The 13316-nt window shown below is 68.7% G+C and carries 16 protein-coding genes; 8 read left to right on the top strand and 8 right to left on the bottom strand.

The features are described from left to right. On the top strand, nucleotides 1-341 hold a 341-nt coding region (locus ACK42S_RS09995), incomplete at its 5' end, for a phosphopantothenoylcysteine decarboxylase (RefSeq protein WP_409706470.1). Continuing rightward, nucleotides 338-787, top strand: a complete 450-nt coding sequence (gene dut / locus ACK42S_RS09990; RefSeq protein WP_409706467.1) for a dUTP diphosphatase — start codon at nucleotides 338-340, stop codon at nucleotides 785-787. The genes ACK42S_RS09995 and dut, both read left to right, overlap by 4 nt. A gap of 38 nt (nucleotides 788-825) precedes the next feature. On the opposite strand, the gene ACK42S_RS09985 is transcribed toward dut, so the two are convergent. After that, on the bottom strand, nucleotides 826-1347 hold the full coding sequence (locus tag ACK42S_RS09985; protein ID WP_409706464.1) for a peptidylprolyl isomerase: 522 nt from the start codon (nucleotides 1345-1347) through the stop codon (nucleotides 826-828). 25 nt (nucleotides 1348-1372) lie between these two features. Between ACK42S_RS09985 and ACK42S_RS09980 the strand changes: the two genes are divergently transcribed. From ACK42S_RS09980 to ACK42S_RS09970, 3 genes are all read left to right on the top strand, one after another. After that, nucleotides 1373-2506 carry a JmjC domain-containing protein gene (locus ACK42S_RS09980; RefSeq protein WP_409706461.1) on the top strand — a complete coding sequence of 378 codons (1134 nt, stop codon included), beginning with the start codon at nucleotides 1373-1375 and terminating at the stop codon, nucleotides 2504-2506. 18 nt (nucleotides 2507-2524) lie between these two features. Then, entirely contained in the window at nucleotides 2525-3025 is a 501-nt protein-coding gene (locus tag ACK42S_RS09975) for a hypothetical protein (RefSeq protein WP_409706458.1), read from the top strand. 153 nt (nucleotides 3026-3178) lie between these two features. Beyond that, a complete protein-coding gene (locus ACK42S_RS09970; protein WP_409706455.1) occupies nucleotides 3179-3397 on the top strand; it encodes a hypothetical protein in 219 nt (72 codons plus the stop codon). Nucleotides 3398-3537: 140 nt separating this feature from the next. On the opposite strand, the gene bamC is transcribed toward ACK42S_RS09970, so the two are convergent. From bamC to ACK42S_RS09940, 6 genes are all read right to left on the bottom strand, one after another. Further along, complete coding sequence (gene bamC, locus ACK42S_RS09965) at nucleotides 3538-4650, bottom strand: outer membrane protein assembly factor BamC (protein WP_409706452.1); 1113 nt, start codon at nucleotides 4648-4650, stop codon at nucleotides 3538-3540. 77 nt (nucleotides 4651-4727) lie between these two features. Continuing rightward, complete coding sequence (gene dapA / locus ACK42S_RS09960; protein ID WP_409706449.1) at nucleotides 4728-5609, bottom strand: 4-hydroxy-tetrahydrodipicolinate synthase; 882 nt, start codon at nucleotides 5607-5609, stop codon at nucleotides 4728-4730. 57 nt (nucleotides 5610-5666) lie between these two features. Beyond that, nucleotides 5667-6221, bottom strand: a complete 555-nt coding sequence (locus ACK42S_RS09955; RefSeq protein WP_409706446.1) for a class I SAM-dependent methyltransferase — start codon at nucleotides 6219-6221, stop codon at nucleotides 5667-5669. Continuing rightward, complete coding sequence (locus tag ACK42S_RS09950; RefSeq protein WP_409706443.1) at nucleotides 6218-6358, bottom strand: hypothetical protein; 141 nt, start codon at nucleotides 6356-6358, stop codon at nucleotides 6218-6220. Before ACK42S_RS09950 ends, ACK42S_RS09955 begins: the two co-directional genes overlap by 4 nt. Nucleotides 6359-6365: 7 nt before the next feature. Further along, the gene (locus ACK42S_RS09945) at nucleotides 6366-6506 is read right to left on the bottom strand and encodes a hypothetical protein (protein WP_409706440.1); all 141 of its coding nucleotides are present in this window, start codon (nucleotides 6504-6506) and stop codon (nucleotides 6366-6368) included. 7 nt (nucleotides 6507-6513) lie between these two features. Continuing rightward, on the bottom strand, nucleotides 6514-7731 hold the full coding sequence (locus ACK42S_RS09940) for an MFS transporter (RefSeq protein WP_409706437.1): 1218 nt from the start codon (nucleotides 7729-7731) through the stop codon (nucleotides 6514-6516). Nucleotides 7732-7839: 108 nt separating this feature from the next. Here ACK42S_RS09940 and ACK42S_RS09935 point away from each other — a divergent pair, with 108 nt between their 5' ends. From ACK42S_RS09935 to parC, 3 genes are read left to right on the top strand one after another with little or no spacing between them, the layout of a single operon-like run. Then, on the top strand, nucleotides 7840-9813 hold the full coding sequence (locus ACK42S_RS09935; protein ID WP_409706434.1) for a DNA topoisomerase IV subunit B: 1974 nt from the start codon (nucleotides 7840-7842) through the stop codon (nucleotides 9811-9813). A 10-nt stretch (nucleotides 9814-9823) separates the two neighbouring features. Continuing rightward, complete coding sequence (locus ACK42S_RS09930; protein WP_409706431.1) at nucleotides 9824-10351, top strand: GNAT family N-acetyltransferase; 528 nt, start codon at nucleotides 9824-9826, stop codon at nucleotides 10349-10351. A gap of 19 nt (nucleotides 10352-10370) precedes the next feature. After that, the gene (gene parC / locus ACK42S_RS09925; protein WP_409706428.1) at nucleotides 10371-12683 is read left to right on the top strand and encodes a DNA topoisomerase IV subunit A; all 2313 of its coding nucleotides are present in this window, start codon (nucleotides 10371-10373) and stop codon (nucleotides 12681-12683) included. On the opposite strand, the gene ACK42S_RS09920 is transcribed toward parC, so the two are convergent. Beyond that, the coding region (locus ACK42S_RS09920; protein ID WP_409706425.1) for a putative zinc-binding metallopeptidase at nucleotides 12672-13316 on the bottom strand (645 nt) is incomplete at its 5' end. The genes parC and ACK42S_RS09920 overlap by 12 nt on opposite strands.

The following is a 13316-nucleotide window of genomic DNA, read 5'->3' as shown; positions in this document are numbered from 1 at the left end:
AGGACGGCTCGGGCCAGTGCCCGGCGCTGAACTTCGTCGAGAACCCCGACATCCTGGCCAGCGTGGCGCGCCTGCCCGAGCCCCCCTACTGCGTGGGCTTTGCGGCCGAGAGCGAAAAACTGGCCGAGCACGCCCGCAGCAAACGCGAGCGCAAGGCGGTGCCGCTGCTCGTGGCCAATCTCGGCCCGACCGCCTTCGGCCGCGACGACAACGCCTTGCTGCTGGTAGACGAGCAAGGCGAGCGCGCCTTGCCCGAGGACGGCGGCCGCGCCGACAAGCTCCTGCTGGCGCGCCTGCTGGTGCGCGAGATCGCCCAACGCCTGCCCCCGACCCGCCGATGACGACGATCGCCCTGAAAGTGCTCGACCCCCGCATGGCCGAGCACCTGCCCACGTATGCCACGCCCGGCAGTGCCGGCCTGGACCTGCGCGCCTGTCTGGACGCACCGCTGGTGCTCGAGCCGGGCCAGACCCGGCTCATTCCCACCGGGCTGGCCATCCACATCGGTGATGCCGGCCTGGCCGCGCTGATCCTGCCGCGCTCCGGCCTGGGTCACAAACACGGCATCGTGCTGGGCAACCTGGTCGGGCTGATCGATTCGGACTACCAGGGCCAGCTCATGGTGAGCTGCTGGAATCGCGGTCACGAGACCTTCACGGTGCAGCCGATGGAGCGCATCGCGCAACTGGTCATCGTGCCGGTGGTGCAGGCCCGCTTCGAGTGCGTCGAGGACTTCGAGGCCTCGCACCGCGGCGAGGGCGGCTTCGGCTCGACCGGCCAGCGTTGACGGCCCGCTTCGAGCGCGTCCAACGGTCCGATGGGGGGTCAATGGAGCTGTGAACCGCTGGGCGCCGTGGCCATCACGCTGAGCACCGGCTGGCCCACGCTGCCGTTCTCGATCTCCTCCTCGGTGGCCTCGCGCACGTCGCGCACCTTCAGCGCCAGGCGCAGCGCGATACCGGCCAAGGGATGGTTGCCGTCCAGCACCACATGGCTGTCATAGACCTCGGTGACCGTGTAGATGCGGTCGGCGGGCATGTCACGGGTGGTGATGCCTTCGGGCAGGCCGTCGAACTGCATGCCCGGTTCGATGTGCTCGGAGAAGATCTTGCGATCCTCGAAGAAGACCAGCGAGGGATCGTAGTCACCGAAGGCGTGCTCGGGTTCCAGGTGGAGCCGGGCCTCGAAGCCCGTTTCCTGCCCCTCGAGCACCTCCTCGACCTTGGCCAGCAGATCGTCGCCGCCATAAAAGAATTCGACGGGCTCGGCCAGCTCGTCGATGAGGTGACCCAGGGTGTCTTCGAGTCGCCAGGTGAGGCTGACGACACAGGGAGAGGTGATGCGCATACTCAATGATCGCACAATGGCGGCCATGCAGATCTCACGCCCCCTCACCCTGCTCGGCGGCCTCAGCCCCGAGACCTTCATGCGCCGTCATTGGCACAAACGCCCCTTGCTCGTGCGCCAAGCCTGGCGCTGCCTGCCCGAGCTGCCCACGCGCGACCAGCTCTTTGCGCTGGCCTCGCGTGAGGACGTCGAGTCCCGCCTGATCCGCCGGACCGAGCGCGGCTGGCAGCTTCGCCATGGGGCGCTGCCGCGCCGGGCCCTGCCGCCGCTGTCGCGTCCCGGCTGGACGCTGCTGGTGCAAGGCGTGGATCTGCATCACGAGGGCGCGCACCGGCTGCTGCAGGCCTTCCGCTTCGTGCCCGATGCGCGCCTGGACGATCTGATGATTTCCTATGCCAGCGACGGCGGCGGTGTGGGCCCGCATTTCGACTCCTACGATGTCTTCCTGCTGCAGGTGCACGGGCGCAGGCGTTGGCGCATCGGCCGTCTCGACGACGACCGCTTGCTCCAGGGCGTGCCGCTGAAGATCCTGGCCCACTTCCGCGCCGAGGAGGAGCATGTGCTGGAGCCGGGCGACATGCTCTACCTGCCGCCGCGCTGGGCGCACGACGGCGTGGCCGAGGGCGAGTGCATGACGGCCTCGATCGGCTTTCGCGCTCCGCGCCGCGAGGAGCTGCTGCGCGAGGTGCTCGTGCGCGAACTCGAGGCCCGCGAGACCGATGAAGACAGCCCGCTCTATCGCGACCCGCGACAGCCAGCCACCGCCACGCCGGCCCGGATGCCGCAGGCCCTGCAGGACTTCGCGCTGCAGGCCGTACAGTCGCTGTTGCAGGACCGCCGGGCCCTGCAGTGCGCGCTGGGCGAGTACCTGAGCGAACCCAAGCGCGGCGTGTGGTTCGAGCCGGGGCGAGCCTGCGACCTCTCGCACGGCCTGCGGCTGGACCGGCGTACGCGAATGATGTATGACACGCACCATGTCTTCATCAATGGTGAGGCCTTCCGTGCCGCCGGACCGGACGCCCGGCTGATGCGTCGGCTGGCCGACCGCCGCGAACTGGACGCCGCCGCCTGGCGCTCGGCCAGCGACGCCGCGCGGGAGCTGCTCTTGCAGTGGGCCGAGGACGGTTGGCTGCACCCGCTTGCTCCGGCCTCCACCTGACCCGAGGAGCCAGACCCCATGGACGCCATCGACAACGGTACGCCCCCACCGCCCATCACGAGCCGCGCCGACTTCCACCGGGCGATCGTGCAGGCCTTCGAGCGGGCGGCCGAGGTGGGCTGCCGCGAAATCTGGTTGTGCGATGTGGACTATGCGGACTGGCCGCTGGGCGAGCCGGCGGTCGTGCAGGCCCTCACGCGCTGGGCCTATGCCCACCGGCGACTGACCTTGCTGGCCTGTCGCTTCGACGAGGTGCCGCGACGCCATGCACGCTGGGTGGCCTGGCGGCGCGACTGGGGGCATGTGGTGGAGTGCCTGGCGCTGCACGACGTCGAGCCCTCGCAGATGCCGTGCTTCTGGTTCGCGCCGGGCCTGCAGGCGGTGCGTCTGGTCGATCCCCGGCGCTACCGCGGTTTCGTGGACACGGCCACGGCCGATCTGCTCCTGATGCACGACCGGGTGCGCGAATGGGCCCAGCGGGCAGTGCCCGACTTCCCGGTCACCACCCTGGGATTGTGATTAAGTGCAAACCCTATATAATCCGCGCCGGTTTGCTCTATCACCCCGGCGGGCTTCGGGAAATGGCCTCGTGCAATTTACAGATTGAAACCCGCCGGCCGCAACCGATCCAGATCATTCTCCATCCGGTTTGAACAGTTCGAGGAAAACGCAATGAACAAGTCGCTCGTGTTGGCTTCCATCGTCGCCGCCCTGGCCCTGGCCGCCTGCGGCAAGAAGGAAGAGCCGGCCCCGGCCGCCGAAGCCCCTGCCGCCGCTCCGGCCCCCGCTCCGGCCCCGGCGCCCGCCGAAGCCGCTTCCCCGGTGGCTGGCGCCGCCTCCGAGGCCGCTGCGCCTGCCGCCGACGCTGCTTCGCCGGCGGCTTCGCAGTAAGCGTCTCCCGGCTTCGACCCAGCAAAAAGGCCGCCTTCGGGCGGCCTTTTTGCTGGGCTCGTGAAAAGCGTCGGCAGGTTGAATGTCTGGACCCTTGAATAGATGGGTCACAAATGTTTCAAGGGTTTTTCAGCCGACACTTACCGGAGGTCTTCGGCGAGCAGATTCACGATGCGGCGGGCCGCCTCGCCCTTGTCGGGTTCGCCGCGCTCGTTTTGCACGAGCACGAGGCTGCGCTCGCCTTCGGACTGCAGGGCGATGCGGTAGCGCTGGGGTGGGGGAGCCTCGTTGCTGCCGCGCCCGAAGACCCGTCCCAGCAGGCCCGGTTCGGGCTGGGGCGGACGGGGTGGCACGTAGCGCACGAAATACAGGCCGCGGGCGCGGTCGCGGTCCTCGACCGTGAAGCCGCTGCGGTCCAGCGACAGGCCCACACGGCGCCAAGCCCGGTCGAAACCGTCGTCGATCTGCACGCCCACGGTGCCGGCCTGCTCGACCACGCGGGCGCGTGCCGGCAGGTCACGGGCCTGCCCGGCGATCACCTGGGCCTGCTCGCGTGACTTGCCCAGGTGGGTGAGCAGCCGGGTGAGCATCACAGCTTCCATCTCGGGGTCGGAGGGCCGAGGCTGCCAGCGTGTGGTTTCCTGCCGCTGGTCGACGTAGACCTCTTCCATGCCGCGATGGCTGATGTAGATCTCGCTGCCTTGCGGGGTGCGTTCGACGCGGGTGCGGTAGCGGTCCACCTCGCCCGTGGAGTACAGGGAGTCGAGCACCCGGCCGAGCGTGCGGCGAATGATGTCCTGGGGCAGCTTGGCGCGGTTTTCGGCCCATTCGGTTTCCATCACCCCGGCCTCGGGCGAGTCCAGCGTGAGCGTCAGGCCCAGCTCCTGCCAGAAGCTGCGCAGCTTGGGCCACACCTGCTCGGGGGGCAGGTCCACCACCAGCCAGCGTTGGTTGCCGGCGCGCTCGATGCGGGCCTGGCCGAGCTGGGCAGGGGCCACCGTCGCAGCCGTGCTGGCCGACGGGCGGGCGCCCTGGTAGCTGGCCGCGCTGACGCTGCCGCCCGCAGGGGCATAGCGGGAGTCCCGCGAAAGCTGGGTCAGGTCAGGGGGCACGTCCAGCGTGCTTTCACGCAGGGTGCTGCCGCTGCGGTAGTCGACCTTGTCACCCGACAGGACATTGGACACCGACGAGCAGCCCGCCAGGGCCAAGGCGCAGGCGGCCACGATCGGCCGGGTCAGGGGCAGTTTCTGCAAAGACGTTCTCCGTTACCTCGTAGCGACCGGTCGCCGCACGGGCGGCCGGAAGGGAAAGGCCGGCGCAGGCGGCCGGCTCAGATCAGACCTGCTTCGCGCAGGGCTTGTTCCACGGCGCCGCGCTGGGCTTCACCCAGAGGGGTGAGCGGCAGGCGCAACGCCCCGCCGATGAGGCCCATGCGCTGCAGGGCCCACTTCACCGGAATGGGATTGGGCTCGACGAAGAGCAGCTTGTGCAGCGACAGCAGCCGCAGGTGGATCTCGGCGGCCCGGCGCGCATCGCCAGCGATGGCCGCCATGCACAGTTCGTGCATGGCCCGGGGGGCGACGTTGGCGGTGACGCTGACGTTGCCATGGCCTCCGAGCAGCATCAGGGCCACGGCCGTCGGGTCGTCGCCCGAGTAGATCGAAAAGCCCCGGGGCGCCTGCTTGATCAGCCAGGCGGCGCGGTCGATGTGGCCCGTGGCTTCCTTGATGCCGATGATGCCGGGCACCTGGGCCAGGCGCAGCACGGTTTCATGCTGCATGTCGGCCACCGTGCGGCCGGGCACGTTGTACAGCACCATCGGGATGTCCACCGCCTCGGCGATCGTCCTGAAGTGGCGGTAGATGCCTTCCTGGGTGGGCTTGTTGTAGTAAGGCACCACCTGCAGTGTGCAGTCGGCCCCGGCCTGCTGGGCGAACTTCGACAGCTCGATGGCCTCGCGCGTGGAGTTGGCACCTGCGCCGGCCATGATGGGCACGCGGCCCTTGGCGTGCTCGACGGCCACGCGGATGATCTCGGCCTGCTCGTCGACGGTGACGGTGGGGGATTCACCCGTCGTGCCGACCACGCCGATGCAGTCGGTGCCTTCGGCGATGTGCCAGTCGATGAGCTTGCGCAGGCCGTCGTAGTCGACGCTGCCGTCGTCGTGCATGGGCGTGACCAGGGCCACGATGCTGCCGGTGATGGGTTTCATGCGGGACATCCTCTGAATCTCTCGATTCTACCCACGCGGTCGCAGCCGGCTGCAGGGTCAGGCCAGGCGGTGCCGTGCCGGTTGGGGCCCGGTCTCGCGCACGGCCGCCAGGCGCTGCACGAAGCGCTCGGGGGCCTCGAGCCAGCCGTCCTCGTAGGCCACCACCCGCAAGGCGGGGCGGGCGGCGTCCAGCAGTTCTCCCGGGCGCAGCAAAAAGGCCGGGTTGCGCGGCCGGCCCACCGTCTCGTGGCCCAGCGCGAAGGTCTCGTAGATCAGCACGCCGCCGGGGGCTATGGTCTCGATCAGGGTGGGCAGCAAAGGACGCCAGAGGTAGTTCGTGACCACCACGGCCTCGAAGCGCCGGCCTTCGAAGGGCCAGGGGCCGTTCTCGATGTCGGCCACGACGATCTCGCCGAGCGACCGCAGCGGCTCGACGGCCTGCGCGTCGCGGTCAACGCCGGTGACCCGGTGGCCCTGGGCGGCGAGCCAGCGCAGGTGACGCCCTGCGCCACAGGCCACGTCGAGCACCGCGCCACCGGCCGGGATCAGACAGGCCCAGCGCTGCACCCAGGCTGTCGGGGCCTCGTGTCCGTGTGTCATCGGCTCGCTCATCGTGGCCTCGCCTGACGGCTCAGCGCCGCCAGGGCCATGCGGTCGACGAGGGCCGGGGCCAGCAGCTTCAACCAACGCCCGAGCCGGCCTGGGGCTGTCATCACCACCTCGCGGCGGCGCTGTTCGATCACCTGCATGGGAAGCTTAGAAACAATTCCAGAGCTGGTTGGCCAGCTCGACGACCATGGCCGGCTGGGCATACCAGGCAAAGACCGCCAGCAGCACGAGCACGCCGACCGTCCAGGCCAGGGCCTGGAACAGGCGCAAAGGGCGCTTCGGGTTCATGGCGCGATCATGCCGCAGCCGGGGCGGCCCGTTGGATGGCGGTTTCCCGCACCGGCAGGTTGACCAGGGCCGCAAACACGCCCAGGGCCACGGCAATCCACCAGACGACGTCGTAGCTGCCGGTGCTGTCGTAGAGCAGGCCCCCCAGCCACACGCCGAGGAAGGAGCCGATCTGGTGGCTGAAAAAGACGAAACCGCCCAGCATCGACAGGTACTGCACGCCGAAGATCTGGGCCACCACGGCATTGGTGGGCGGGACGGTGGACAGCCACAGCAGGCCCATCACGGCCGAGAAGACGTAGACGCTCGTCGGCGTGAGCGGGGCCCACAGGAAGGCCACGATGGCCACCGACCGCAGGAAGTAGATCGCCGCCAGGATGTGGCGCTTGGCCAGGCGCTGGCCCAGGCTGCCGGCCGCATAGGTGCCAAAGACGTTGAACAGGCCGATCAACGCCAGCGCATAGGTGGCCACCTCGGGCGACAGGCCCTGGTCCTTGAGGTAGCTGGGCATGTGCACGCCGATGAAGACCACCTGGAAGCCGCAGACGAAGTAGCCGGCCATCAGCAACTGGAAGCTGCGGTAGCCGAAGGCCTCCCGCAGGGCCTGGCCGATGCTCTGTTGCAAGCCCATCGCCGGCCCGGTGGCCTTGGGTTCCTTCAGGCCGAGGGCCAGCGGCATGATCGCCAGGGCCAGGCAGCCCAGGATGAAGAGGGCGTTCTGCCAGCCGAAGCTGCCGATCAGCCAGTTTTCCACCGGCACCATCAGGAACTGGCCAAAGGAGCCGGCCGCAGCGGCCACGCCCATGGCCCAGGAGCGCTTGTCGGGGGCCACATTGCGACCGATCACGCCATAGATGACCGCATAGGTGGTGCCTGCCTGCGCCATGCCCAGCAGCAGGCCAGCGCTGCCGGTGAAGGCCAGGCCCGAGGTGGCCAGGCCCATCAGCACCAGGCCCAGCGCATACAGCACGGCGCCGGCCAGCAACACGCGGAAGGCGCCGAAGCGGTCGGCCAGCATGCCGGCGAAGGGGCCGGTGGCGCCCCACATCAGGTTCTGGATCGCGATTGCAAACGCGAAGGTCTCGCGGGTCCAGCCCCGCTCCATCGTGATGGGTTGCAGCCACAGACCGAAACCGTGGCGGATGCCCATGGACAGCGTGACGATGAGGGCGCCGCAGATCAGCACCTGCGTCATGGACAGCTTGGGAGCGGGGGCGGAGGTCATGGGTGAACTGTAGCCAAGCGCCGGCGGGTCTGCTGGCGCCGCGACGGTCGCGTTCAGTTGGAATTCAGTTGTCGAGGAGGTGGTGGGCACGGCCTAGAATCCGCCGCCATGGCTAGCAAACCGCAGAACTCCTACGGCGAGGCGTCGATCCGGGTGCTCAAGGGGCTGGAGCCCGTCAAGCAGCGTCCGGGCATGTACACGCGCACCGACAACCCGCTGCACATCATCCAGGAAGTCATCGACAACGCTGCCGACGAGGCGCTGGCCGGCTTCGGGCGGCGCATTGCGGTCACCGTGCACACCGACGGCTCGGTCAGTGTCGAGGACGACGGCCGTGGCATTCCCTTCGGGCTGCACCCGGAGGAAAAAGTGCCGGTGGTCGAGATCGTCTTCACGCGGCTGCATGCCGGTGGCAAGTTCGACAAGGGCTCGGGCGGGGCCTACAGCTTTTCGGGCGGCCTGCACGGCGTGGGCGTGAGCGTGACCAACGCGCTGTCCAGGCGGTTGCAGGTGCAGGTCTGGCGGGACGGGCAGGTGGCGAGCCTGGCCTTCAGCGGCGGCGAGGTGATCGAGCCGCTGGCCGTGCGCAAGGCCGAGCCCGGCTCGCGTCGCCAGGGCACCACGGTGCGCGCCTGGCCGGATGCGACATACTTCGAGAGCGCCGAGCTGCCCAGGCAGGAGCTGGTGCACCTGCTGCGCAGCAAGGCCGTGCTGATGCCGGGGGTCACGGTCACTCTCACCTATGAGAAAACCGGCGAGACCCAGACCTGGCTGTACAAGGGCGGGCTGCGCGACTACTTGTTGCAGACGCTGCCGAGCGACCCGGTGATCTCGCTGTTCGAGGGTGAGCACTACGCCGAGGAGGGCGAGACCGAGAACTTCGCCGAAGGCGAGGGCGCCGCCTGGTGCGTGGCCTTCACCGAAGACGGCGCGCCCGTGCGAGAGAGTTATGTCAACCTCATCCCCACGGTGGCCGGGGGCACGCACGAGGCGGGCCTGAAGGACGGCCTGTTCGGCGCGGTCAAGGGCTTCATCGAGCTGCACAGCCTCTTGCCCAAGGGGGTGAAGCTGATGCCCGAGGATGTGTTCTCGCGGGCGAGCTTCGTGCTCAGCGCCAAGGTGCTCGACCCGCAGTTCCAGGGCCAGACCAAGGAGCGGCTGAACAGCCGCGATGCGCTGCGCCTGGTGTCCACCTACGTGAAGCCGGCGCTGGAGCTGTGGTTGAACCAGCACGTGGACCAGGGCCGCAAGCTGGCCGAGCTGGTGATCCGGCAGGCCCAGGCGCGCCAGCGCGCCGGGCAGAAGGTCGAGAAGAAGAAGGGCTCGGGCGTGGCTGTGCTGCCGGGCAAGCTCACCGATTGCGAAAGCCGCGACCTGTCGGTCAACGAAGTCTTCCTGGTCGAAGGTGACTCGGCAGGCGGCAGCGCCAAGATGGGCCGCGACAAGGAGACCCAGGCCATCTTGCCGCTGCGCGGCAAGGTGCTCAATGCCTGGGAGGTCGAGCGCGATCTGCTGTTCAAGAACAACGAGATCCACGACATCGCCGTGGCGATCGGTGTGGACCCTCATGGGCCGGCGGACGAGCCCGATTTGTCCGGCCTGCGCTACGGCAAGATTTGCATCCTGTCGGATGCCGACGTCGACGGCGCCCACATCCAGGTGCTGTTGCTCACGCTCTTTTTCCGCCATTTCCCCAAGCTGATCGAGCGCGGCCATGTGTACGTGGCCAGGCCGCCGCTGTTCCGCGTGGACGCCCCGGCGCGCGGCAAGAAGCCCGCGGCCAAGCTCTATGCGCTCGATGAGGGTGAACTCGCCGCCATCCTGGACAAGCTGCGCAAGGAGGGCTGCCGCGAAGGGGCCTGGTCCATCAGCCGCTTCAAGGGCCTGGGCGAGATGAGCGCCGAGCAATTGTGGGAGACCACGCTCAACCCGGACACGCGGCGCTTGCTGCGGGTGGCCTATGGCGACCTGGGCTTTGCCGACACCGAGCAGCTCATGAACAAGCTCATGGGCAAGGGCGAGGCACAGGCCCGCCGCGACCTGATGGAACTGCACGGCGACGCCGTGGACATCGACATCTGAAGGGCCAACGATGCTCGGCAACACCCGGGTCCGCCTGCGGCCCACCTTGATCGACGACCTGGACGGGGTCGTGGCGATGGAGAACGACCCGGTCAACCGGCCGACCATCACCCCCTGGGACCGCACGCAGCACGAGGCGGCAGTGCGGTTTCCGGACTTCCGCCATTTCATCGTGGAAGCCGGCGATTCGCCCGGGCCTGTGGGTTTCGTGATCCTGGTGGGCTGCCGCAACCGGCACCGCTCGATCGAGCTCAAGCGCATGGTGATCCAGCCCAAGGGGCAGGGCCTGGGGCGCGCCTGCCTGCGCCTGCTCAAGCGCATCGCCTTCAACGATTTGGGCGCTCATCGTTTCTGGCTCGATGTGCGGCCCCACAACACCCGCGCCAAGGCGCTGTACGACACCGAGGGCTTCGTGGAGGAAGGCCGGCTGCGCGAGAGCGTGCTCACCGACCACGGCTACGAATCGCTCATCGTGATGTCGATGCTGGAAGACGAGTACCGCGCCCGCGTGGAAACCGGCCAGGAATCCGCCGACTGAGCGCGGCACCAAGCACGCCATGATGGACCAGACGACGATGGATTTTTCGATGGGCGGCCAAGGCGAGGACAGCCTGACCCTAGCCCGCTATGCCGAACGCGCCTACCTGGAATACGCGCTGAGCGTGGTCAAGGGCCGGGCCCTGCCGGATGTGTGCGACGGGCTCAAGCCCGTGCAGCGCCGCATCCTGTATGCGATGGAGCGCATGGGACTGAGCTTCACCGGCAGCGCTGGGGCCAAACCCGTCAAGAGCGCCCGCGTCGTGGGTGATGTGCTGGGCCGCTACCACCCCCATGGCGACACGGCGGCCTACGACGCGCTGGTGCGCATGGCGCAGGACTTCAGTCAGCGCTACCCCCTGATCGACGGCCAAGGCAACTTCGGATCGCGCGATGGCGATGGTGCTGCGGCCATGCGCTACACCGAGGCGCGCCTGGCACCGATCACGCGGCTGCTGCTCGACGAGATCGACGAGGGCACGGTCGACTTCGTCCCGAACTATGACGGCTCCACCCAGGAGCCGCGCCAGTTGCCCGCGCGATTGCCTTTCGTGCTGCTCAACGGTGCCAGCGGCATTGCGGTGGGCCTGGCCACTGAGATCCCCTCGCACAACTTGCGCGAGGTGGCGGCGGCCGCGGTGGCGCTGATCCGCAACGAGGAGCTTTCCGACGACGAGCTCTACGCCCTGCTGCCGGGCCCCGATTTCCCCGGCGGCGCCCAGGTGATCAGCAGCGCGGCCGACATCCGCGAGGCCTATGCCAGCGGGCGCGGCAGCCTCAAGGTGAGGGCGCGCTGGAAGATCGAGGATTTGGCTCGCGGCCAGTGGCAACTGGTGGTGACCGAGCTGCCCCCCGGCACCAGTGCTCAGAAAGTGCTGGAGGAGATCGAGGAGCTGACCAACCCCAAGATCAAGGCCGGCAAGAAGGCGCTGACCACCGAGCAGCTCCAGCTCAAGGCCGCCGTGCTGTCGGTGCTCGATGCCGTGCGCGACGAATCGAGCAAGGATGCGCCGGTGCGCCTGGTGTTCGAGCCCAAGACCAGCCGCATCGACCAGCGCGAGCTCGTGACCACCCTGCTGGCTCACACGAGCCTGGAGAGCTCGGTGCCGGTCAACCTGACGATGGTGGGCAGCGACGGCCGGCCCACGCAGAAGTCCTTGCGCCAGGTGCTGACCGAATGGATCGGTTTTCGCCTGGCGACGGTGGAGCGTCGCACGCGCCACCGTCTCGGCAAGGTGCTCGACCGCATCCATGTGCTGGAGGGGCGGCAGCTCGTGCTGCTGAACATCGACGAGGTGATCCGCATCATCCGCAACGCCGACGACCCCAAGCCGGCGCTGATCGAGCGCTTTGCCTTGAGCGAGCGTCAGGCCGAGGACATCCTCGAAATCCGGCTGCGCCAGTTGGCACGCCTGGAGGCGATCAGGATCGAGCAGGAGTTGAAGGAGTTGCGCGGCGAGCAGGCCCGGCTCGAAGACATCCTCGGCAGTCCGGCCGCGCTCAGGCGCACCGTGGTCAAGGAGATCGAAGCCGATGCGAAGCAGTACGGTGACGAACGTCGCACCCTGATCCAGGAAGAAAAGAAGGCGGTGGCCGAGGTCAAGGTGATCGACGAGCCGGTCACGGTGGTGGTCAGTCAGAAAGGCTGGGTGCGCGCCCGCCAGGGCCACGGCCACGACCCGGCGAGCTTTGCCTTCAAGGCCGGCGACGGCCTGTACGGCACCTTCGAGTGCCGCACGGTCGATACGCTGCTGGTCTTCGGCAGCAACGGCCGCGTCTACACCGTGCCGGTCAGTGCCCTGCCCGGAGCACGGGGCGACGGGCAGCCGGTGACGACGATGATCGAGCTCGAGCCGGGCACCCAGCCGGCCCACTACGCGGCCGGAGCGCCGGATGCGACGCTGTTGCTGGCCAGCACGGCCGGTTACGGACTGCTGGCGCGCATCGGCGACATGGTGTCGCGCCAGAAGGCAGGCAAGAGTTTCCTCGACCTCGATGAGGGCGCGCGCCTGCTGCCGCCCGCGCCGGTGGCCCCCGGGGCCGACCAGGTGGCCTGCCTGTCGTTGAGCGCGCGGCTGCTGGTGTTCCCGCTCAACGAGCTGAAGCTGCAACCGAAGGGCGGTCGCGGGCTCACGCTGATGGACGTGGATGCCAAGGACCCGCTGGTGTCGGTGGCGGCCTTCGCCGGGGCCTTGAAGGTGCTGGGCACGGGACGCGGCGGCAAGGCCAAGGACGAGGACTATCGCGGCGCCGCCCTGTCCGAGCACATGGGCCGGCGCGCCCGCAAGGGCAAGGCCCTGGGCTTCAAGGCCACCCGTGTGCTACCCGGCTGAACCACAAGCGGCGGCCTCGGCTGCCGCCTGCGTCACCACGAGGTGCACGAACTGCAGCTTGGCCACGGCCGCGCGGGACAGCACGAAGGGGTAGAAGTCGGGCTGGCCCATGCTGCGCGAGAGCTCGTTGAGAACGCCGGTCAGTTCGGTCCAGGCGTTCACCACGGACAAGAAGCGTGCGGCGTCGGGGTCCTGCGGGCGGTACAGGCAGTCCGGGGTGAAGGGCTCGTAGCCGGTTTCGAGGTCGTCGGCCTCCAGCCCGAAACTCAGGGCCGTGTCCAGCGTGTCCACCATGTGCAGGTAGTGCGCCCAGGTCTCGGCCCAGTCCTCCCAGGGGTGGGCGCTGGCATAGGCGCTGACATGGCGGCGGGCCCAGTCAGCGGGCGGACCCTCGGCGTAGTGCTGCTGCAAGGCGGCGGCGTAATCGCGCCGCTCGTCGCCGAAAAGCGCGCGGAACGCCTCCAGCCAGGCGCTGGTGGCCACCAGCCGCTCCCAGTAGTAGTGGCCCACCTCGTGGCGCAGGTGGCCCAGCAGGGTGCGGTAAGGCTCGTGCAATTGGCGGCGCACGCGTTCGCGGTGGGCATCGTCGGCTTCAGCGATGTCCAGGGTGATGATGCCGCCGGCATGCCCGGT

Source organism: Caldimonas sp., from assembly GCF_046289365.1.
In the GTDB taxonomy this organism is placed as follows: Bacteria; Pseudomonadota; Gammaproteobacteria; order Burkholderiales; family Burkholderiaceae_C; genus Caldimonas.
This window is presented reverse-complemented; position numbering and strand designations above follow the sequence as displayed.

Excerpts from the sequence above, each read along its gene's own strand:
- parC (WP_409706428.1), top strand. The coding sequence starts at position 10,371 with ATGATGGACCAGACGACGATGGATTTTTCGATGGGCGGCCAAGGCGAG.
- ACK42S_RS09940 (WP_409706437.1), bottom strand. The coding sequence starts at position 7,731 with ATGACCTCCGCCCCCGCTCCCAAGCTGTCCATGACGCAGGTGCTGATC.
- ACK42S_RS09930 (WP_409706431.1), top strand. The coding sequence starts at position 9,824 with ATGCTCGGCAACACCCGGGTCCGCCTGCGGCCCACCTTGATCGACGAC.
- ACK42S_RS09975 (WP_409706458.1), top strand. The coding sequence starts at position 2,525 with ATGGACGCCATCGACAACGGTACGCCCCCACCGCCCATCACGAGCCGC.
- ACK42S_RS09950 (WP_409706443.1), bottom strand. The coding sequence starts at position 6,358 with ATGCAGGTGATCGAACAGCGCCGCCGCGAGGTGGTGATGACAGCCCCA.
- dapA (WP_409706449.1), bottom strand. The coding sequence starts at position 5,609 with ATGAAACCCATCACCGGCAGCATCGTGGCCCTGGTCACGCCCATGCAC.
- ACK42S_RS09955 (WP_409706446.1), bottom strand. The coding sequence starts at position 6,221 with ATGAGCGAGCCGATGACACACGGACACGAGGCCCCGACAGCCTGGGTG.
- ACK42S_RS09985 (WP_409706464.1), bottom strand. The coding sequence starts at position 1,347 with ATGCGCATCACCTCTCCCTGTGTCGTCAGCCTCACCTGGCGACTCGAA.
- ACK42S_RS09945 (WP_409706440.1), bottom strand. The coding sequence starts at position 6,506 with ATGAACCCGAAGCGCCCTTTGCGCCTGTTCCAGGCCCTGGCCTGGACG.
- dut (WP_409706467.1), top strand. The coding sequence starts at position 338 with ATGACGACGATCGCCCTGAAAGTGCTCGACCCCCGCATGGCCGAGCAC.
- ACK42S_RS09970 (WP_409706455.1), top strand. The coding sequence starts at position 3,179 with ATGAACAAGTCGCTCGTGTTGGCTTCCATCGTCGCCGCCCTGGCCCTG.
- ACK42S_RS09935 (WP_409706434.1), top strand. The coding sequence starts at position 7,840 with ATGGCTAGCAAACCGCAGAACTCCTACGGCGAGGCGTCGATCCGGGTG.
- ACK42S_RS09980 (WP_409706461.1), top strand. The coding sequence starts at position 1,373 with ATGCAGATCTCACGCCCCCTCACCCTGCTCGGCGGCCTCAGCCCCGAG.